The sequence below is a fragment of the Shewanella sp. LC6 genome, assembly GCF_006385735.2.
GTDB classification, from domain to species: Bacteria; Pseudomonadota; Gammaproteobacteria; order Enterobacterales; family Shewanellaceae; genus Shewanella; species Shewanella xiamenensis.
The window spans coordinates 297998-319047 of sequence record NZ_CP043903.1 but is presented as its reverse complement, the minus strand read 5'-3'; the positions used below and the strand labels follow the sequence as shown (position 1 = coordinate 319047).

The following is a 21050-nucleotide window of genomic DNA, read 5'->3' as shown; positions in this document are numbered from 1 at the left end:
ATGATTGATTTTCAGCAGGTCAGTAAGATTTATCCTGGTGGCCAAATGGCGCTGGAGGAAGTGAATTTTCATCTACAAAAAGGTGAAATGGCATTCTTAATCGGCCATTCGGGCGCGGGTAAGAGTACCCTGTTGAAATTAATCACAGTGATCGAGCGCGCCACCACTGGCCGTGTGGCGATTAATGGCCACGATATTGCCAAAATCAGCCCCAAACACGTGCCCTATTTGCGTCGCAATATTGGGATGATTTTCCAAAACCATCATCTATTGATGGACAGAAGCGTATTCGACAATGTTGCCTTACCATTAGTGATTGAAGGTTTCTCCCATGGCGAGATCCGCAAACGGGTCGCTGGCGCGTTGGATATGGTGGGTTTATATGGCAAAGAGCGCCATAACCCCATCATGTTATCCGGTGGTGAGCAGCAACGTGTCGGTATCGCCCGCGCGATCGTGAATAAACCGCCACTATTGCTGGCCGACGAACCGACGGGCAACTTGGACCCTAAATTGTCGATGGATATTTTGCGCCTATTCGAAACCTTTAACGATGCTGGCACGAGCGTGCTCATTGCCACCCACGATCTGGGACTGATCGCGCGGATGAAATACCGCACTTTTACCTTGAAGCAAGGGCGTATGCTCGGTGCCCAGGAATTACATCATGGACACGCGACTGCTCGAGGTAATGCGCTATGAGTGATAACGCCAAATTAACGCGCAGTAAGTTGCCCATTTCAGGGCGCATCGTGATGTTTTTTATTCGTCATGTGCAGCAAGCCATGGCGAGTATGGGCGAGTTATGGCGCAGTCCCGTTTCTTCTTTGATGACGATGGCTGTGCTTGGGGTGAGCTTAAGCTTGCCCGCAGCACTGCAAGTGCTAGTTAAAAATGCCGAGACTATTACCACTTCTTGGAATAGCGCGGCGGAGATTTCACTTTTTATCGATGAAAATCGCAGCGAGCAGACTATTCAAAGTTTGTTAACGCGTATCCGCGCTTATCCCGAGGTAGAAAAGGTACAGTATATCGACCGCAATCAAGCGCTTGAGGAGTTTCAGCGTCTATCTGGATTTGGTGAGGCGTTAGCCTATCTTGATAAAAATCCGCTGCCAGCGGTAATTACCGTGACACCAACCCAGCGCTATTCCACGCCAGTGGGAGCCCGCGAATTATTGACTAAGCTTGAGCGCGAGCCTGAAATCAGTTTTGGTCGCTTAGATATTGAATGGTTAGAGCGGCTACAGGCTGTGGTGCGTTTACTCGAACGCACGGTAATGGCGATTGCGGCGTTACTCGTCTTGGCGGTGGTATTAGTGATAGGTAACACGATTCGCTTAGCCATTATGAATCGCCGTAGTGAAATAGAAGTGATGAAGTTAGTCGGAGCAACCGAGGCATTTATTCAACGTCCCTTCCTTTATACCGGTATTTGGTACGGAGTGATTGGCGGTGTATTAGCTTGGCTTATTATTAACTTGTTGGTTTGGTATCTGGATTCTGCCCTAGCCGAATTGCTCGGTTTGTATGGTAGTCAGCTAGAGATGAAGTCTCTGACCTTTACCGAACTGCTACAATTAGTGGGCTTGGCTTCTTTTTTAGGTTGGCTAGGTTCTTATCTTTCGGTAAGGCAACATTTAAGATCGATTGAACCTTCTTAATGATCAATCGCTTATAGTTTAAATACCTTGATAAATATGGCTGGCGATGAACTTTTGTTCACTTGCAATGTCTATTCAACGGGGTTAAAAGTAATACCCCAGACGAGTGAAGGTTGACATACTCTGTCAATTAGCCGATAGTTCGTCAGCTCATCCTTAGGGTGTTTTGAGTGAAACCATAGGATGAAATCGACTTATATTTGATAAGTAGCAAGAAAGTAGGAGCGCGAATGACCTTTCAAACGCAATCAATGGCACTAACAGTCCCTCAGGGCAGCAGTAGTTTAGAAGCTTATATCCATTCAGTGACTAGCATGACAATGTTAGACGCTGAGACTGAGTATGAGTTAGCCAAGCGTTTGCAGGAAACGGGTGATCTGCAAGCAGCGAAACAACTGATTATGTCGCACTTACGTTTTGTGGTGCATGTTGCTAAGGGCTACTCAGGTTACGGTCTGCCGCAGGCGGATTTGATCCAAGAAGGCAACATCGGTCTGATGAAAGCGGTTAAGCGCTTCGATCCCGATGTGGGCGTTCGTCTAGTGTCTTTTGCTGTGCACTGGATTAAAGCCGAAATTCACGAATATGTGCTGAAAAACTGGCGCATTGTTAAAGTGGCAACCACCAAAGCACAACGTAAGTTGTTCTTTAATATCCGTAAAGCGAAAACTCGCCTCGGTTGGTTTAGCGATGATGAAGTCGCAATGGTGGCAGAAAACTTAGGTGTATCTAAGGCCGATGTGACTGAGATGGAATCACGTATGGCGGCGCAGGATCCTGCGTTTGACCTCAGCAGTGATAACGATGATGAGCAGGACTTTGCCCCTGTGCAATATCTTGAAGATCATTCATCGGATTTAGCCGAAAACATCGAAAACGATAACTGGGAATCCAATGCCCAAGGTCGTTTATTATCGGCCATCAAAACCTTAGACGAGCGTAGCCAGCATATTCTGCGTGCCCGTTGGTTAGACGATGATAAAACCACACTACAGGAATTGGCAGAAACCTATCAAGTGTCAGCTGAGCGCATTCGCCAGTTAGAGAAAAACGCCATGAACAAGCTTAAGGCTTGTATGGAAGCCTAATTAGGCTCGGCGTGAGAACATAAAAAACCTGCTGCGGCAGGTTTTTTTATGGCCGAACTTATCAAGAGTTACCAAGAGTTATCAAGATTCGGATTGAATAGCGGCAATAAGTTGCTTGCGATTCACCTTTAAACCCGTTTGCTCGGCATGCTCTGGCCAAGGGTAATAACGGCGCGGTCGTTTAAAGCGGGCGATTTTGTCGGCAAGAAAGACTTCAAGTTCAGCCTCTATTGCGCTTATCTCTTGGCTTGTGTTGTTGCCGACAGTTCCGCTGCGGACAATGTCGCCACGAATAATGGCGGCGGGGAGTTGGCCAAAGGTCACATCCGGCTGAGGAAAGACGATCGCTTCATCTATTAGTGGATGCAGTTTTAGCGCCGCTTCAATTTCCTCAGGCTGAATGTTTTCGCCACCACTGATAAACATATTATCGACGCGGCCCAAGATCTTAAGATTGCCGTTAGCATCCCATTCGCCCCTGTCTTTGGTATAAAACCAACCCTCGGCATCGAGTAGTTTTTCAATGCCATTATCCGTGAGATAGCCCATAAACAAGCAATCTCCTCGCACCCAAATCACGCCATCGATAATTTTGAGCTCACGTCCTGGAAGTAATTTGCCACTGGTGCCATCACTTAGCGCCGGGCCTGTGGTGATTTGCGAACCCATCTCCGTCATGCCGTAGCTGGTAAAGCTGGTAATATGCCGCTGTTCGAGCTGTTTGAGTAAATCGATAGAAATTGCGCCGCCGAGCAGCAAGGCTTTAATGCTCTTGAGTGAAGCCTGTTTATCGGCGAGTAGATTGAGTAACTGTGCCGGCACGAGGGAAGCATGGGTTAAGCCGTCGCGCTCGATTTGCGCCTGCAGCGGGAGAGTCGGATCCGGTAGCACTACCGTCGCCGCCACTAGGGTGCAGCGGTTGAGAATGGCGAGGCCGCCAATATGAAACAGAGGTAACGACAACAACCAAGCATCACCAGTGACCAGCGGGATAAGACTGCGGGCGCCCTCGGCATTGGCAATATGGTTCGCAAGATTGTGCACGGCCGCCTTAGGAAAACCGCTGGAGCCAGAGGTTAAAATCACATTACTAGGACGATAAATATCAAAAGCTGTCGCGGCGAGGTCGGCGCTAGGTACTGCATTGAGACTAAAATCCAGCGTGAGTTGATGACTGCCTGACAAGGCCAGCGCCGCTTCGCTCCAATAAAAAGGAATGTGGTGGCTATCGATAAGCCCTTGCACTTGCGCCAGCGGAAAACGTGGCGAGATAGGAAAGAAGATTGCGCCAATATCCACGCAGGCCCAATACAGGCAAATCATCTCTAGATTATTACGGCTGATACACGCAAGAGGTTGCCCTTGGCCAACACCGATGCGCGTGAGCTGTTCACCCAATCCCAGCACCATTTGGCTTAAGCTCGTGTAGCTGATGTCTTGCCCATTGCACTTAACCGCAGTTTGTTCAGGGAGTGTGAGTGCGGCGCTATGTAATGGCGAGATTCGTTGCTGTGAAATGGATTGGGACGAAGCCAATGTTTTAGATTCGGACATTAGCGATTAATCCTGCTGCGTACTGGCGACAAGTTTAAGTTGATGAAGATTCAAGCATTGGGGCTTGCCGCTTGGTACGATTAAGTCTTGGCTAAAGGCGGCTAACGTATCGAGCCCTGGGATTTCATCGGGCGTCAGTATGGCGGCTAAATGGGCCAAATCATTGATACCTAAGCTGGCCTCAAGGCTGGAACTTAAGATACAGCGCACGCCATGGCTGTTCGCCTCGTCGATAAGGCGCTGAAGTTTTTCAATACTGCCCAGTAGCATGGGTTTGATGACTAATGCCGTTAATCCCTCATGCATCATAAATTGATAATCTGGGTCATTGAGGGATTCATCTAGGGCATAGGGCAGAGGAATGGCGCGATGCAGAGTGTGATTATCCTGCGGCTGTTGGCAAGGTTCTTCAATATATTCAATGCTATCCAGTGGCAAGCAAGCGGCAAAGTCGAGGGCCTGTTCCAAACTAAATCCACGATTAGCATCTAAGCGCAGCTTGAGTTCCGGTCTTTGGCTTAAGATGCCATAAATCAAACTTAACTCATCTTCCATGGAGGTTTGTGCAACCTTCACTTTAACTGGGCGCACACTGCTATCGAGCTTGGCGATTTTAGCTATCAACTCGGTTTTGGGCGCATCTGTTGGCTGGTAAATCAACGGCACTGTGGTGGTAACGGGGCGCACCGTATCGAGTTTTCCGCTGATTTTGGCATGTAGCAGGCTTAAGCCAAAGGCAATGGATGGAAAGGGACTCGCTTCGGCTTGCTCGAGCAAGCAATCAATTGATTGGTTTTGCAGCTTGGGTAATAGCGCCACTAAGGCTTGTTGAACCTCATCGAGGCTTTCACGGCTAAAGCCTAATAATGGCTGTTGGTCGATATCGAACCCTGAGAGTGGCGCGATTTCAACATATTGCTCACGCACTTCACCTTCGGTTTGCGCTTTTGCCTGAAGTACTAAGCCAGCTCTGTAGTCAATGCGTTGTTTACCCACAGGCAAAAAGCGGTTTAAGGGCAGGCGATATAAATACAAGCTAAGTGAAGTTAAGATCATATTTTCCTTAACGCTTTATCGATTTAAAAGCGGTCTGTTTGCGTGTATCTCTACGTCAAGCGTTCGACGAACAAACTTCTTATACAGGCGAGTAATCCCGCTGGATTGGCTTGATGTATGTTATGCCCCGCCTGTTCAATCTGATGCAAGATGATGGGTTGTTGTGCTTGCCAGTCCTTTGCGATCGCCGTGAATTTAGCATCCTGGCTGCCGGCAAAAAAATGGCATTCGCAAGCAAGGCTTGCAGGTAGATCCCAAAGTGAAGTTTGGCGGGCAAGTGAGGTAGCCAAAAAGATTTGCTTGAGTATGTGTTTGGGATGTTGGTCGAGCTGCGCCACGCGCTTTGTTATCAAGGCATTGCGCACCTTGTCGGGCATATCGGCAAACACTGCCTGTTGATACCAAAGCTGTAAAAAATCCCCGCTACTCAAGCTTTGCAGCCGTTTGGCCCACAGGTTGTCGCTCTTGCTGCGCGCGGCTTGTTCTTCGGTATTTGTCAGCCCGGGATGACAGGATTCTAGCCACAAACTCAACACTCGCTGCGGATAAGCTTGGGCAAGATGTAAGGCAATCCGGCCACCGAGGGAATACCCATAGAGGTAAAACGCTTCAATGCCGAGGCGATCGAGGCGGCTGATAATGTCTTGGACACAAAAGTCGAAGCCATCAGTGAGCGTCGATGCGATTTCTGGTTGATTGTCGCCGTGGCCGGGTAAATCGAGGCAGATGCAGTGAAAATGTTGGCTGAGTTTAGGGATCAGCGGTAGCCAATCGGCCTTCGATCCTAAAAAACCATGGATCAGGACCAAGTTTGGCAGTGCTGTCTCTCCATAACGGGCCACGGTCGGCATTAGCTTTGTTTCACCCATAAATTCAGCGCGGCAATCTGCTCGCTGGCTTGGTGTTGGCTAACGGTGACTTCGATGACAGAAGCACCCTGATAATCCAGCGCTTCATTATAGCTATTTTGGAAGTCTGCTAAGTTATCCACTTGGTTATAAGGAAGATTAAACATAGCGGCGGCATAACCAAATTCCAGACCATGGCTTAACCGATAGTAATCACTGCGCAGTTCCTCATTGGGGACGGGCAAGAGATTAAAGATATTACCGCCATCGTTGTTGAGGATAATGATCACCAGCGGACTGGTTAAATTGCGGGCGATGGCAAAGGAGTTGAGATCATGCAACTGGGATAAATCCCCAATAATCAAGCTGGTCGGTTTACCTTGGTGCGCTGCAATACCGCAGGCGGTGGCCAGTAAGCCATCGATCCCCGAGGCGCCGCGATTAGTGTAAGTGGTGGCAGTGCAGCAGCTCACTGGCGCGTACATATCGTACAAACGTACCGGCAGGCTATTGCCGATAAACAATTGCTGCTCCAGTGGTCGTGTATTGGCAATCGCGCGGATAACCTGAGCTTCACCAAACTCACCTTGATCAATATTGCGCACGAATAAACTATGCAATTCATCGTTGTAGCTAACTAAGGTATTAGCCCAATTCGCCGATGAAGAGCGATACCAGTTAAGCGATGCAAATTGGGCGGCGTTGGCGTGCCAAATGTGTTTAGCGTTATGGCTTGGGTCGAGCCTATCTTGCTGCGGCAGCACTTGCCAGTAACTGTGCCAGTTTTGTTCGGCAAGGTAAGCAATCAAACGCTTAGACAATAAGCGTCCACCAAACACCAGCACGCGGTCAGCCTCTTGTAACAGATTGCGCGCCTTTGGATGTTGCAGTAGTTGGTCAATATTACCAATCGCCGCCGGATGTTGTCGCAGTTGCGACTGAGCATCGGTCAGTAATGGCCAGCCAATTTTTTGCGATAGCGCAATGAGTTGCTGCGGATCTTGCTCTGGTGTTAGCGTACCCGCGATGATGACGCCCTTACCGTGGACGAAGCGCATAATGGCATCTTCACTCGGGCGGCTTAATTGTTCACGCTTACCATAGAGAGTGTAAGGACGTGCTTGCTGTAGCCAGGTTTGCAGGGGTTTGAGGTACGGCGATTCGCTATCGAGAATTGTGGCCGTTAAGTCACTCGGATACAGCGGCTCGCGGTACATACAGTTGATATGCACTGGGCGTGTTTGATTGGTCACGGCTTCATCAAGCGTGGTGAGTAACATCTGCGGCGCAATGTGTGCATCCGGTGTGGGGAGATTCACCTGCTGGGCATAATGGGCAAAAATCGCTGGTTGCACTATGGCTTGGTTGGCGCCACAACCGAGTAATTCTGGCGGTCTGTCACCACTGAGGACAATTAAAGGCACATGGGTGAGCCACGCTTCGACTATTGCAGGATAAAGATTAGCGACGGCTGTGCCTGAGGTGGTAATAATGGCAACGGGCGCAGAGCTGGCTTTGGCTAATCCAAGCGCCATAAACCCTAAGCCGCGCTCATCGAAATGCAAATGACGTTTCAGCTTGGTTTGCTGGGCTGCTGCAAGAGTTAACGGGGTTGAGCGTGAGCCTGGTGCCATGCAGACATGCTGCACACCAAGACGTGCTAATTCTTCCAGAATCAGTGCGCCCCACATGAGATTAAGTGTGGCTGTGTTTTCGGTTCGCATAGCAAGATCGATCAGGATAAAGATAGGCCTAGTGTAACGTGTTTGACGATTAAGATGTATGCCCGTCTTAACAAAACTTGGGACGACACGGAGGAGCGGTGAGGTGGAGCCTAAGCTAAGGCACAATATGCCTATCACCTCGAATAATAAGATGAAAACGTGTTAAGTATTTATCACTAAATAATGCTATCAACAATTTTCTTTATTTGTTCACTGAGCCACGCCAGCTCTTCGCTAGCGCGATTGGGCTGATTCTTTTGCACCAAGAAGATCGTCGGTGCTTCGGTGTCAGCGTATAAACGTTCTGCCTCAAGTTGTGATAATTGACAGGTATGCAGTTCGGGTATTTCTGCCACCATTTCATAAACCACTCGGTAGGGTAATAAAGAAATAGTTTGGCTCTCTCCTAAATATTCAAACAAACTAGAAATACTGGTAATGGTAATTTCAGTATTGAGTTTTATACCATTTTTTATACAGAATTCTTGATATGGGCTAAGGCGAGTACTGGGATTACCGAGATCAGTATTGACATAGGGATACTCTGCAATCGTCTCTAAGGTAATTTCTCGCTTAAAAATGGGATGATTTCGGCTAGCAATAAGATACACCTTACCCATACGTTGCAGTGTTGTGGTTTGTAACTTGTCTCCATAGGCTGCGACATCTGCGGTACTCTTATTGCAACAAATACCGAGGGTGGTATCACCATTGATGATGTCCTGCGTGGTATGCAGTGACCAAGGGGTAATATTGATATGGATAGATTTTTGCTCTTCTTTGATAGCTTGCATTAAGGCTTTAGGGAAGACATAGGCAATAAGGCCTGGGGCGGCAATCTCAACATGTGTTTTAACATGATTGACATTGGCTGCTCGTACCTTTTGAAACTTCTCTGTACATTCAATGGTTTGTTTCGCTATCGGGTATAAGTGCGTAACAAATTCATTGGGGAATAAGCCATATTTCTTACGGATAAAAAGCTCATCACCAAATACTTCTCGCAGGTTTTTAAGGCTACGACTTATTTTGGGGGCTGGTATATCTAATGCCTTTGATACATAGGTTGCAGACTTGTTCTCATATAATGAAACAAGTATTTTTAAACTCAGAATATCGAGGCCATCCATGTTACTAATATGCATTTTTTATATTCCTTAATATTGAGTAAATACTTTAAAGAACACCTAATTATGGTGTTATTAATTTAATTTAATGTGAAATCCATCCCAAGTTTTGCACCTTAAATTCATCTATATGTAACAATAGGTTTAGAATTTGATTTTTTATATTTCAAAAAATATTATTAAACTAATTTGAAATTTTAATTTTTGATATTCAGTTACGCCAATTTCATTTTTTTAATTAACTATTATCAATATGTGCATTTTAGATTTACGCTATACAGTAATGTGTCCTGTATCCTAACTTGTTGTTTATGTTTAATTTTTGATTTAAGCATGTGATCCAGATCAAAAAAATAAATCCCGTCTGCAATAATACTGAAGGTGCTTTAAAGGAGAAAACAAAAATATAATTGTGTTATTGGAGGCGTATATGAATACTTCAGTCATTCTCAGCTATGCGTTTATGTACTTCGTACTATTCGTAGCGGTGCCATTTGTGTTTGTAATGTTTGTCATGACTTGCATTAAGTTTTTTAGGGCGGATCCCGAGGAGGCTGCACATCATGAAATGAAACTCAAACCAGTGTTATTTGATGAAGATAGTTTCAACTTTTTTAAATCACTAAAAACTGTCGTTGAAGGCAAATACGATGTCTGCTGCAATGTTCCACTCGATACTGTATTTGACATGGACCAGCACGATGCTGATTTAAACCATGAATGCCGTCTCGACTATGTGTTGATTGACCATGATTCTTCAGAAGTCAAAATGGTGATCAGCGACGCCGGTAAGCAAATCAATTCACCCATGAAAAAGCTATTCAGCAAATTCAATATTGGTTTTATTGAAATGAATCAGCATAAACAGTGGGATGCAACAAGTCTCAAGCAAGCGCTAGCCGTTTGACCACGCTCGTCGGGTTCGGAGTTCTCCGAACCCTGACTTCCTCTTTGTTTCCCAATGAATTGATATGAGGACTCGCTATGTCTACACGACAATGGCTGTGGTCATTACGCTTGGGTGCAATGGCATTGCTGCTCAGTTTTTCCGCAACAAGTGCTGAACCCGCGAAGCAAATTAATAGTGATGCTTGCATGAAGTGTCATAAGCGTAATGGTCAAATGTTAGGGCATCACGGCCAGGATGCCATGAAAATGACCTGTTCAAGCTGTCATGGTGAAAAAGGTGATCATCCCAAAAAACCAAATGATTTAGTGGTTTTTGGATTAAATGAGGCATCCGAAGCTGCTGTGCAATTAAAGGTGTGCCAAAAATGCCATATGCCAGCCAAACTCAGCTCCCAAGAGTGGACGCATAATGTGCATGCCCAAAAAGTGGCCTGTGCCGCTTGCCATAAATTACATAGCCCAACCGATCCTATGGCAGAGATGACGCCTAAGGTTCGCAGTGAGCTGTGCCGTACTTGCCATACAGGCCAGCAGGAGTAAGGTTATGGAAAATTCAAAAAGAAGATTTCTCAAAGGAGCATGCGCCTTATTGGCAGGGGCATCGGGTAGCACATTACTGGCTACTGTGAATGCCTCCAATGAGGCTAAAGCCGAACCTAGTGTGAAATACGCACTGATCCACGATGAAACTAAGTGTATTGGCTGTCGAGCTTGCGAAGTTGCCTGCCGTGAAACCAACCAAGTGCCCGAGGGTGTTGCCCGATTAAAAATAGAGCAAACTGGACCCTATGGGGAATATCCGAACCAGTTTTATCACTTCAGTCGTAAGTCTTGCCAGCATTGTGAAGACGCGCCCTGCGTCAATGTTTGCCCAACGGGTGCCGCCTTTATCGATAAAGAGACTGGCATTGTGGCGGTAGATGCTTGGAAGTGTGTGGGTTGCCAATATTGCATTGCAGCCTGCCCATACAAAATTCGTTTTATTAATCCTGTTACCCACGCTGCGGACAAATGCGATTTTTGCCGTGAGACAAACCTCGCCCAAGGTAAACAACCTGCCTGCGTCGCGGCCTGCCCGACTAAGGCATTGGTCTTTGGCAACTTAAAAGATCCCACTTCTCAGGTGGTACAAGTGCTAAAGGCTAACCCAACCCAAAGGGCTAAGGTCGACCTCGGCACTCGGCCAAAACTGTTCCGCATTGTGGCTAAATCAGGGGAGGTGGCAATATGAGCGCCCTACATTTTGATACGCTAGTGTGGCATTGGCCAATTGCAATTTACCTGTTTTTAGCGGGGGCATCTGCTGGCGCCATGTTCTTTGCGGTGTTACTCAAGCATTTTGTGTTGAAACATAATGCCTACCAGTCTGGCTTTGTGCAGGCGGCCTGTATTGTGGCGCCCGTGGCGGTGATGGCGGGTCTAGGCATCTTGGTATTGGACTTAACTAAGCCTTTCGATTTTTGGAAGATATTAGTCTTCTACAATCCTAAGTCTGTGATGTCGATGGGTGTGTTGATCCTGCTCATCTACCAAGTCTTTATGTTTATGTGGATTGGTTTGTTATTCCGTAAACCCATTGATGCATGGTGTGAGAGTCGCTTTCCCATAGTGCTGAAGTTGACAGCTTGGCTTAGCCGCTTCGAGGCCACGATTACCGGTTTATTGGTGATCTTTTCCCTCGCGCTGGGGGCTTATACTGGCTTTTTACTCTCGGCTTTACCCGGCTATCCGATGTTGAAAAACCCCGTATTGCCACTGCTGTTTTTGGCTTCGGGACTCTCATCCGGCGCGGCATTTTCTCTGCTGGGTGGGGTGTTGCTTAATGCTAATCCTAACGCCAAGGAAGTTCACTTTATCCATAAGGTTGAAATCCCATTGATTTTGGTGGAGATAGTGCTGATTTTTACCTTCTTTATGGGCTTAGTGTTGTCAGGCGGTCAAAGCAAATTTGCGGCTTTCAATGCGATAGGTTATGGCTTCTGGGGATGGGTTTTCTGGATTGGCATTGTTGGGATCGGATTATCGGGCCCCTTGGCAATGAACCTGTTTATGACCGCCACGTCAAAGCGTAAGTGGGCCTATGTAGCAGGCACCGCATGCTTAAGTCTGATTGGCGTGCTACTGCTGCGTAACTTTATTCTCTACACGGGGCAAATGACGGTCGTTTGATTGAGCATGGTTGGCTCAATGTTATAGATAAGAAGGAATTACGGTGAATGGCGAAGCGGTGTCTAAGGAAGCACCGTGAGCTAACTCCCTTTAATAACGCTGGCTGAAGTGATTAAAGGTGCGTTGTCTTGTCGCGATTTGCTGTCACAGGGAGGTTATTGGGAAGGGAAGCCATATTTGATATTTAGGTATTGTTTGCCCTGCCTCCACAAGGGCCTCGCCACCTTTATTCCTTAGGGGTGGCGTTTCTTGTTTGGGGCACGCAAGGTTACTCGCCAGTATTATTAATCCACTCGCTCATCACCACATGGGTTTTAATCTTGATGATATCGGTGTGAGTATCGATATATTCGCGGATCTCGTGCAAGCGGCGCATCGAAGGGGCATGGACATACACCAGTAAATCCATATCACCGGAAATACCACGGCAGGTAATTACTTCGGGGATCGCATGGAACACGTGTACCACATCGGCGCAGCGGGGACATTTATGTTGGATTTCGAAGTAGGCCGACACTCCCTCTTTTTGCGATTCGCTCAGCAATACTTGATAGCCACGGATCACGCCAGTTAGCTCAAGTTTTTTTATCCGCTCGGCAACCGCGCTACGGGAAAGATTGACCTGCTCTGCAATACTGGAAACACTTTGGCGAGCATCTTGGCGCAAACAATTGATGATGGCGGTATCAAACTTATCCAACGTAGACTCCGATAAAAATGGGTATAACAAGTGAGGCGGCCTAAAAGTACAACTCAGTATAAGGCCTTGAGTTACACCGTCATTTTGCCTGAAATAGTGCTTTTTACCGTCATTGTGCTGGCATTTACCACTAAGAACACCGAAATTGACGGCAGATTGCGGCGTAAAATCTCACTATACTGACGGCTTCAAAACCATTGAATGTTAACAGATGAACTCACATAGCGGAACTATAGGACGTTGGCAAGGTGCAGGCTTGATGGCCACCACTTTGCTGGGCACTGGGGTGTTTATTCTCCCGCAAATGACAATCGACAAGGCCCATGCTGGTGCGCTTATCGCTTGGTCACTCCTCACCTTAGCCATTATTCCGGTGGCGCTGATTTTTGGGCGGCTGGCGAGTGTCTTTCCCCATGCTGCGGGTCCCGCTTATTTTGTGGAAAAGGCTTTTGGGCGTACCGCAGGCCGTACTATCGGACTCATTTTTTTGTTGGTCGTGCCGATGGGGGCGCCCGCCGCGATTTTGATGACTTTCCAGTTTGTTAAGGCTTTGTTTCCTAAATCAGTTGAACTAAAACCATAGCTGGTGATCTGATCGACATAGCCCATCAACTCGCCCATCAATCGTGTCAAAACCTCAATATGGGGTATGAAGTCCAACAGAACGAAAACGTACGTTAAGGTTTTATTGGGGTTTATCTGCTTTAGGATTACAATCCACCGTACTTAAGTACGGAGAGCAAGGCCCAAATGTACACAATCAGTCAATTAGCAAAGTCGGCAGGTGTTAATGTCGAGACTGTCCGCTATTATGAGCGGCGTGGTCTTATCGAACAACCTGATAAACCAACCGAGGGGTATCGTCGCTATCCAGTGACAACCCTGAACCGGATCCGGTTTATCAAGCGTGCCCAGGAACTGGGGTTTACTTTGGAGGAAATATCCCATCTGCTGATGCTAGATAATACTCCCTGTCAAGAAGTACAAGACATGGCTTCTCACAAGCTTGTCAGTGTTCGTGCCAAGATGGCTGATCTGCGTCGCTTGGAAACCGTCCTTAATGATTTGTTGAACCAATGCGCTGCTAATCCTGACCAAACCCATTGTCCCATTATCGATTCCCTTCTTCCTGAGGATAGAAAATCGCGCTGAGTTTATTCCTGCTTGACTCCGTACTAGAGTACGGCGTTTAGACTGACTTTACTGGAACAAACCAAGTGGAGTGAGTCATGTCAAAAAACGATGCCAATCTGCCAATATTCGGCGGTATTGCGGCGGCTATCGGCGCAGGACTGTGTTGCGTCGGCCCCTTCCTGTTGCTGACGCTGGGTATTGGTGGCGCCTGGATCGGTAATCTCACTCTGCTCGAACCTTATCGCCCCCTTTTCATCTTCGCTGTGCTGGTTCTCTTCAGTTGGGCTGGGTGGAAGGTTTACCGTCCCGTCGAGGCCTGCGAATCGGGCACTGCCTGTGCCGTTTTGCAAGTACGTAAACGCCGTCAAGTCATCTTTTGGATAACAGCTCTACTCGCGCTGGTACTTGTGACCAGTAGCTATTGGATCCCCTTGATTGCCTGACAGTGAATGCCAACAACCTGCTGGAGAATAATCCATGAAAAAACTTACCTTTGTGTTAATGCTCTTTGTCACAAGTTTGACGGCCTGGGCCAAACCGCAAACCGTGACCCTAGATTTACCCACCATGAACTGCGCCATGTGTCCGATCACGGTGAAAAAGGCGCTGACTAAAGTCGATGGCGTATCCCGTGCGGAGGTCAGCTATGAGGATAAAGAAGCCATGGTGACCTTTGATGATGAAAAGACAAGTGCCGATGCGTTGATTGAAGCCACCACCAATGCTGGTTATCCCTCCACGATAAAAAACAAAGCTAATTGAGGTGCCTATGATCACACTGTCTATCTCTGGGATGACTTGTGCAAGTTGCACCCATCATGTTCAGGAGGCCCTGCTAGCCGTTGCGGGCGTTAGCAGCGCAATGGTCTCTTATGACGAGGCTAATGCCGTCATCGAAACCGACACAGATATCCATGAGAAAACCTTGCTCGATGCTGTCGCCACGCTGGGCTATAAGGCTAAAGTCGTTGCGTTGGGCAATAACTCACGCTTAACCAAAGATGAGGATACGGAAGAACTGCACGTGGCTATTATTGGCAGCGGTTCAGCGGCATTTGCCTGCGCCATCAAGGCAGCCGAAGGCGGTGCTAAAGTGACGCTCATCGAAGGGGCGGATGTCATTGGCGGCTGCTGTGTCAACGTTGGTTGTGTGCCGTCAAAGATCCTGATCCGGGTTGCGCAACTGGCAGAGCAGCAGCGTCATAACCCGTTTGCGGGATTGGAAAATGGCTAAATTTGCCCAACGCGCCAAAAGTGTAAAGTTAGATTTATGCACGAGGTAACAACTTGTTTTCAATATCAAATACACCTTAAACCTAAAAATTAAAAATTTGCCATAATCTCTTTAGAGATTTTGATAACCGACTTATGATAGTAGTTTTGATAGGTGATAAATTACTCTATCAAATTGTATACATTTTGATAAGGTGCATTTTTGACTTTTATCGCCCAACTGGTGTAAATTGAGCGAATCGAACGATTCGTTTAAAGGTGATAAATGAACACTCTTTCAGCCAATGAAGCAAAAATTCACTTTGGAGATTTGTTGCTCAAAGCTCAACAAGCTCCAATCCAAATTAATAAAAATGGCAAGCCTGTGGCCGTTGTTATTTCAGCTGATGCATACCAAAGTATCGAGACACTAAAATTACATTTGCTTCAATCCAAAGCGGTGAAAGCCATAACTGACATCAAAATGGGCAATTTGGTTGATGGTAATACCTTTTTTGATGAACTGGCCGCAGGGCAGTATGACTAATGCCGGTAACTTATCATTTAACGCCCGATGCACAATCTGATCTGATAGGTATTCACCGCTTTACGTTAGCCCAATGGGGAACGACTCAGTCGAAGACATATTTATCAGGACTTAGACAAACGATTCTGCTGCTGGCTGAAACACCCACCCTTGGGAAAAATAGACCCGAGGTACGCATGAATGTGTTTAGCTTCCCTTATTCAAGTCATGTCATCTATTACATCCAACATGAGCATCAATTCGTTGTATTTGGGATCTTACATAAAAGTATGGTTCCACTTGCACATCTCGCGGAGCGGGAAACAATCTGATGTAGTGAAATATGAGGTTATCCATGAAAAATGACGCTCGGCGGCTATCTATTTTGTCAACCGATGAAATAGATGAACTGTTTGGATTACCTCATTTCTCAGATGATGATCGTCGATTATATTTTGACTTAAGTGCTAAAGAGCGCGAGCTATTCGACAATACCCGAACGTTTTCTGTGGCAGCCCATTTAGTATTGCAACTGGGTTATTTCAAAGCCAAACGGCAGTTTTTCAGTTATGAACAAGAATCGTCAGTACTAAATGACTTGGATTACATTGCCGCGCTGTACTTTCCCACCAAAACGCTTTCAAGACTGAAAAGTCCCTCAAGACCGATTAGGGCTGAACAGCAACGAGCAATTCTTGATTTATTCCAGTATAAACAATGTGATAATGAGGTAAAAGTTGATTTGGAAGATAAAGCACAGCGCGTTGCGATGTTATCGACACAACCTATCTTTATCTTTCGTGAATTAACCCAATACTTAGCATTACACCGTATTGTCATGCCCAGTTATCGGTATATGCAAGAGATGATTGGTAGAGTGGTGGCTTATGAACGCACCCGTATTGCTCGATTACTTAGCACTTGCATGACTTCACTTATCGATCAGCAATTAGCGGCTTTGCTTCGGGCTGAGTCAGGAGTATTTCGCGTCAGCGCATTAAAACATGAAGCTAAAGATTTCAGTTATAAAGAATTGCGACATGAAGTCGCACGGCGGCAGTTTTTCCAGCCTCTACATGAGTTTGCCAAGCAGTTCCTCATAACAGCGGGGATCTCCAATGAAAGCGGCAAGTATTATGCTTCTATGGTTAAGTTTTATACCACTTATAAACTTCAACGCATGAAAAAAGAGACTGCTCAGTTATATCTGCTGTTTTTTGCTTTTCATCGGTTTCAGCAAATTAATGACAACTTAATTGAAGCATTGCTCCATTGGGTCGATCAATATGAGAAACAGGCCAAGCGTGCCGCTGAAGAAGCAATGAATAATGCAGTTACCAATGCAGCGAAAAATTTACAAGCCGCGGGTCATGTATTGAGCCTGTTTACGGATGACACCATCACCGATGACACACCTTTTTCCGTTATTAAAGAAAGAGCCTATGCATTGCTTGAACAAGAGAGATTCCCATTAGTTGCTGATTACTTACGCAATATTGCTTTCGACAAAACGGCATTTGAATGGTCACATTACACAAAATTATCAGCCACATTCAAACGTAACTTAAGGCAACTTTTTACTGATCTGGATTTTGCTGGACGTGTAGAAGACTCTCCTTTGCTTGAAGCTATCGGGTTTTTACAAAACTTGTTGCGCACAGAAAAATCACCAAGGCAAACTGACCCTAGTTCATTTCCGACTGAGATTATTCCTAAAGGTTTACGCCGATATTTGTTTAGTAAAGAGGGTAAAACATTTAAAACGCTAGATGTAGATCGCTATGAGTTTTTGGTCTATCGCCTACTACGCAACTCACTGGAAGCGGGTGATGTGTACGTTAAACATAGTAATGAATTTCGCCGCTTTGAAGATGACTTAATAAGCGATCTTAGATGGCAGGATAAAGAACGAGTATTGCAAGATATTGGTGCACCCATTTTATTGGCCCCTATCCAAGATACTCTGGCTGTATTTCATACTATGCTAGCAGCACGTTATAGTGCGATTAACCAACATATTTCTGATGGGGTCAACAAACATATTAAAGTAATTGGGGCTGCCGAAAAGCGTCGTTGGAAGCTGCTTTATCCGAGCAGTGATGAATCCGTTAATAGCGATTTTTACAGCCAGTTACCAGGAATTGGTATTGCGGATCTACTGTGGTTTGTTGCGGGTAATACTGGATTTTTAAATGCATTTACCCATGTATTAGATCGTTATGTAAAGCATGAAGCTGATCCCCGTGAAATTTTCGCCTGTATTGTTGCGATGGGAACAAACATGGGGTTAGCAAAAATGGCTGAGGTTTCAGGCCTTAGCTCAGCATCAATGGCGGGAACGTCTAGAAATTATCTACGCTTGGAGACGTTGCGAGCGGCTAATGATGCGATTAGTAATGCAACCAGCCAGCTACCCGCATTTCATCTCTATGATATTCAGGACTCGCTCCATTCAAGTAGCGATGGCCAGCGGATGGAAACGCAAATTAACACCCTTAACGCTCGATATTCTCCTAAGTATTTTGGTTTACAGAAAGGTGTCAGCGCCTACACGTTGGTCGCAAATCATGTTCCTATAAATGCAAAGATTATTGGGACTCACGAACATGAAAGCCATTACGTTTTCGATTTATTGCATAACAATACCTCTGATATAAAGCCAGAACGGCATTCCACTGACACCCATGGCACCAATCAGGTTAATTTTTGGATTTTGCATGCATTTGGATATCATTTTGCACCTCGTTATCGTGATTTGCATAAGAAAATGGATACGTTAGTCGGCTCACAACATCCCAATGAGTGTGGTGACTGGCTAATAAAGCCTGCCCGAAAAACCAACGATGAATTGATTGAACGTGAATGGCCCAATATTCAACGTATCATGGCATCGCTAGCTCAAAAAGATGTTACTCAAGCCACGATTGTTCGCAAACTCTCGAGCTATTCGCGTCAGAATCAGACCAAGAAAGCATTATGGGAGTTGGAAAATATATGCCGAACGCTATACATTCTCGACTTTGTCGACGATGTTGGCTTACGTCAATGTGTACAAAAAGCATTAAATCGTGGTGAAGCCTATCATCGTCTCAGGCGAGCTGTTGCATTTGTTAACGGTGGAAAATTCAGAGTAAAAACGGAAGAGGAGCAACAAATTTGGAATGAATGCTCTCGGCTCATCACCAACGCGGTCATTTACTACAACACAGTGCTGCTATCTCGTGTCTATGAACAGAAGCAAACAGTAGGAGATCAAAACGCACTAGCTCAGCTTCACAGTATTTCGCCCGTTGCATGGCAGCACATCAATATGTATGGCAATTTTGAGTTTAGTCCATCAACCTCAAAAATAGATATCGAAGCATTGGTTGCTCGATATGCTGAACCAGAATATTGGCAGCAAGCCTTGACGGATAGTGAGACGCCAAGCGTTGATTTTTAGAGTAATTAATATGAAGAGCAGAAATGATTATGAAATTTGAAAAGCACAACTATCTATTTTTATTAGTATTATGTTGCAGTTCTTTTGCTTTGACTGGAAACGAGTTAAATAAAGATATCATCCAATCAGCACAAAATGGGGATGCCACTTCCTCACTGATACTTGGACGAGCTTATGAATTGGGTAACGGGGTAAAACAAGATTTAAGTAATGCATTTAAATGGTATTTAATATCTGCTGAAAAAGGTGATGTGAACGCTCAGATCATCGTTGCAACAAAATATGCAACAGGCGACGGAATAGTTGAAAATTTAGGGCAGGCTTTTAAATGGTACTTAAAGGCCGCTCAACAAGGACTTCCAGAAGCACAAAATATAGTCGGCAGAATGTATGCCGCTGGTGATGGCATAGAGAGAGATTTTTCAAAATCTTTTTTATGGCACTTAAAAGCCGCGGGGCAAGGTAATATTTACTCTCAGTTAGCTATAGGAACCATGTATGCATCAGCTGTTGGTGTGGAAAAAGATCAAACACGTGCTTTAGCATGGTTTCTAAAAGCAGCAGAGCAAGGAAGTGATATCGCTGAAAAAATTGTTGGCGATACTTATAACTTTGGCTATGGAGTTCCAATAGATTGGAGTAAAGCACATTTTTGGTATTTAAAATCAGCTAGACAAGGAAATCTAGAAGCGCAAAAGGCACTTGGATTTCTCTATGTTCTTGGACAAGGAACCGAACAGGACTTTAAAAATGGCTATGCATGGTTCTCTATTGCTGCAACTGGAGGAGATGTAGAGTCTATTAATTATAGAGATGAAACAGCTAAAAACTTGTCGACTCAACAGCTTAATGAGGCTCAGCAATTATCTAGCAAGCTGTATGAGGAATTATCGAATTCGAGATAACCCGTTTCGAGCTAACTTTACATATTTGGCGCGTTGGGCAAATTTAGCCTACAATGTGGGCACATAGAAAGCCACACTGTAAGCGTTTATGAAGATGGCCATGTTGCATCTTTTCACGCAGAAGCAAGCCACAAGTACTTATCTTCAAAGCTATTGAGCATGTTGGGAGCTGATAGATTATCTGTTAGAACTGGGGCTGCAAAACACGCTGCGGATCTTAAGCTTTCAGGTAAATCGTTTAGACAAAAGCCTCGATATCCAAGTTCTCGGTATCGTCAGGATGGAACTTTGCGCCAAAATATGACGTGCGTTAAACCATCACAAGAACTCTTAGACCTTATCCAATCACATTATGCGCGCGAACAACGCGAAGCTTACTCTCCCCCACCTAACTAATGAACGTATAGAACCTTTCATTATACTTCTTATCAGCAATAGCTGAGCTTTGTTATGCCTGACAACCCCCCTGTAAGGGCATATGGTGTTAAAAGTACCTTACATAAACATATAAACGTCATCGAATTGTCATCGATTACAGCTAGTTGGAGGCATAGCCACGGATTAATACAAATTTCATTTAAAAAGTTAAAGTACAAAATAAAACTGCGAAGTTAGTTGTGATCTTTAGTCTGTTATCTTGAGCTTTTTTCTTTTGATTTTTTCTTTAAAAAAAGAAAGAAAAAAAGATCTATAAGCAAAATAATTAAGAATGCCTCGCCATTTCCTAGCTAACGCTAGGGGCGAGATTAAGAGCATCGCTGAACATTTCTTTTGTCATCCGACCGTTACGCTACAAACACGCTGAAAACCCGCTTAAAAGCAAAAGCGTCTAGCAGGATGAATTTGCAAGCATGATGCCAACGAGCACCGTTTAGAGACTATATAACTATGTGATGTTTGCTAGTTAAAAGCGATTACACCATGTAAAGAAGATCATGGGTAATGCGTGTAGGATTGAATTAATGGTTAAACCATATAATGGCAAAATAGGC

The 21050-nt window shown here is 45.4% G+C and carries 21 protein-coding genes and 1 pseudogene; 16 read left to right on the top strand and 6 right to left on the bottom strand.

The genetic code is table 11. The annotated features are described in order from the left end of the window. From ftsE to rpoH, 3 genes are all read left to right on the top strand, one after another. Positions 1–702, top strand: a complete 702-nt coding sequence (ftsE, locus tag FJD32_RS24125; protein ID WP_205403068.1) for a cell division ATP-binding protein FtsE — start codon at positions 1–3, stop codon at positions 700–702. Then, positions 699–1664 carry a permease-like cell division protein FtsX gene (ftsX, locus tag FJD32_RS24120; protein ID WP_037423624.1) on the top strand — a complete coding sequence of 322 codons (966 nt, stop codon included), beginning with the start codon at positions 699–701 and terminating at the stop codon, positions 1662–1664. Before ftsE ends, ftsX begins: the two co-directional genes overlap by 4 nt. A 230-nt stretch (positions 1665–1894) precedes the next feature. After that, positions 1895–2752 carry an RNA polymerase sigma factor RpoH gene (gene rpoH / locus FJD32_RS24115; RefSeq protein ID WP_047537943.1) on the top strand — a complete coding sequence of 286 codons (858 nt, stop codon included), beginning with the start codon at positions 1895–1897 and terminating at the stop codon, positions 2750–2752. Positions 2753–2833: 81 nt separating this feature from the next. Here rpoH and menE read toward each other — a convergent pair whose 3' ends face one another. The 5 genes from menE to FJD32_RS24090 form a co-directional block, all read right to left on the bottom strand. Continuing rightward, entirely contained in the window at positions 2834–4306 is a 1473-nt protein-coding gene (menE, locus tag FJD32_RS24110) for an o-succinylbenzoate--CoA ligase (RefSeq protein WP_140907301.1), read from the bottom strand. 6 nt (positions 4307–4312) lie between these two features. Then, positions 4313–5362, bottom strand: coding sequence for an o-succinylbenzoate synthase (menC, locus tag FJD32_RS24105; RefSeq protein ID WP_205403067.1), 1050 nt, complete (start codon positions 5360–5362; stop codon positions 4313–4315). Positions 5363–5412: 50 nt separating this feature from the next. Next, positions 5413–6213, bottom strand: coding sequence for a 2-succinyl-6-hydroxy-2,4-cyclohexadiene-1-carboxylate synthase (gene menH / locus FJD32_RS24100; protein ID WP_205403079.1), 801 nt, complete (start codon positions 6211–6213; stop codon positions 5413–5415). Next, positions 6213–7934: a 2-succinyl-5-enolpyruvyl-6-hydroxy-3-cyclohexene-1-carboxylic-acid synthase gene (gene menD / locus FJD32_RS24095; RefSeq protein ID WP_205403066.1), complete on the bottom strand. Its 1722-nt coding sequence runs from the start codon at positions 7932–7934 to the stop codon at positions 6213–6215. The genes menH and menD overlap by 1 nt, the downstream gene beginning before the upstream one ends. A 176-nt stretch (positions 7935–8110) precedes the next feature. Continuing rightward, positions 8111–9079 (bottom strand): LysR family transcriptional regulator, encoded by a 969-nt coding sequence (locus FJD32_RS24090; protein ID WP_140907298.1) that lies wholly within the window; start codon positions 9077–9079, stop codon positions 8111–8113. A 412-nt stretch (positions 9080–9491) separates the two neighbouring features. Here FJD32_RS24090 and FJD32_RS24085 point away from each other — a divergent pair, with 412 nt between their 5' ends. From FJD32_RS24085 to nrfD, 4 genes are all read left to right on the top strand, one after another. After that, the gene (locus tag FJD32_RS24085; RefSeq protein WP_037423607.1) at positions 9492–9968 is read left to right on the top strand and encodes a DUF2726 domain-containing protein; all 477 of its coding nucleotides are present in this window, start codon (positions 9492–9494) and stop codon (positions 9966–9968) included. 77 nt (positions 9969–10045) lie between these two features. Next, positions 10046–10510: a nitrite reductase gene (locus tag FJD32_RS24080; protein ID WP_037423605.1), complete on the top strand. Its 465-nt coding sequence runs from the start codon at positions 10046–10048 to the stop codon at positions 10508–10510. 4 nt (positions 10511–10514) lie between these two features. Then, positions 10515–11201, top strand: coding sequence for a 4Fe-4S dicluster domain-containing protein (locus FJD32_RS24075; protein WP_047537960.1), 687 nt, complete (start codon positions 10515–10517; stop codon positions 11199–11201). Further along, complete coding sequence (gene nrfD / locus FJD32_RS24070; protein ID WP_047537963.1) at positions 11198–12139, top strand: cytochrome c nitrite reductase subunit NrfD; 942 nt, start codon at positions 11198–11200, stop codon at positions 12137–12139. The genes FJD32_RS24075 and nrfD overlap by 4 nt, the downstream gene beginning before the upstream one ends. 268 nt (positions 12140–12407) lie before the next feature. Here nrfD and FJD32_RS24065 read toward each other — a convergent pair whose 3' ends face one another. Beyond that, positions 12408–12839: an Lrp/AsnC family transcriptional regulator gene (locus FJD32_RS24065; protein ID WP_037426668.1), complete on the bottom strand. Its 432-nt coding sequence runs from the start codon at positions 12837–12839 to the stop codon at positions 12408–12410. Between the two features lie 211 nt (positions 12840–13050). Here FJD32_RS24065 and FJD32_RS24060 point away from each other — a divergent pair. The 9 genes and pseudogenes from FJD32_RS24060 to FJD32_RS24020 all read left to right on the top strand — a co-directional run. Then, positions 13051–13392: pseudogene (locus tag FJD32_RS24060) on the top strand (amino acid permease); the annotation flags it as partial. Positions 13393–13589: 197 nt separating this feature from the next. Beyond that, entirely contained in the window at positions 13590–13991 is a 402-nt protein-coding gene (gene merR / locus FJD32_RS24055; RefSeq protein ID WP_069455590.1) for an Hg(II)-responsive transcriptional regulator, read from the top strand. 77 nt (positions 13992–14068) lie between these two features. Further along, positions 14069–14416 carry a mercuric transporter MerT family protein gene (locus FJD32_RS24050; RefSeq protein WP_058689194.1) on the top strand — a complete coding sequence of 116 codons (348 nt, stop codon included), beginning with the start codon at positions 14069–14071 and terminating at the stop codon, positions 14414–14416. Between the two features lie 34 nt (positions 14417–14450). Continuing rightward, entirely contained in the window at positions 14451–14735 is a 285-nt protein-coding gene (merP, locus tag FJD32_RS24045; protein ID WP_069455589.1) for a mercury resistance system periplasmic binding protein MerP, read from the top strand. Between the two features lie 7 nt (positions 14736–14742). Further along, positions 14743–15207 (top strand): cation transporter, encoded by a 465-nt coding sequence (locus tag FJD32_RS24040; protein WP_140907297.1) that lies wholly within the window; start codon positions 14743–14745, stop codon positions 15205–15207. A 264-nt stretch (positions 15208–15471) separates the two neighbouring features. Then, positions 15472–15732, top strand: coding sequence for a type II toxin-antitoxin system Phd/YefM family antitoxin (locus FJD32_RS24035; RefSeq protein WP_011787805.1), 261 nt, complete (start codon positions 15472–15474; stop codon positions 15730–15732). Then, positions 15732–16043: a type II toxin-antitoxin system RelE/ParE family toxin gene (locus FJD32_RS24030; RefSeq protein ID WP_140907296.1), complete on the top strand. Its 312-nt coding sequence runs from the start codon at positions 15732–15734 to the stop codon at positions 16041–16043. Before FJD32_RS24035 ends, FJD32_RS24030 begins: the two co-directional genes overlap by 1 nt. 23 nt (positions 16044–16066) lie before the next feature. Beyond that, a complete protein-coding gene (locus tag FJD32_RS24025) occupies positions 16067–19153 on the top strand; it encodes a Tn3 family transposase (RefSeq protein WP_205403065.1) in 3087 nt (1028 codons plus the stop codon). A 29-nt stretch (positions 19154–19182) separates the two neighbouring features. Continuing rightward, complete coding sequence (locus tag FJD32_RS24020; RefSeq protein WP_181317832.1) at positions 19183–20058, top strand: tetratricopeptide repeat protein; 876 nt, start codon at positions 19183–19185, stop codon at positions 20056–20058. Positions 20059–21050 lie beyond the last annotated feature (992 nt).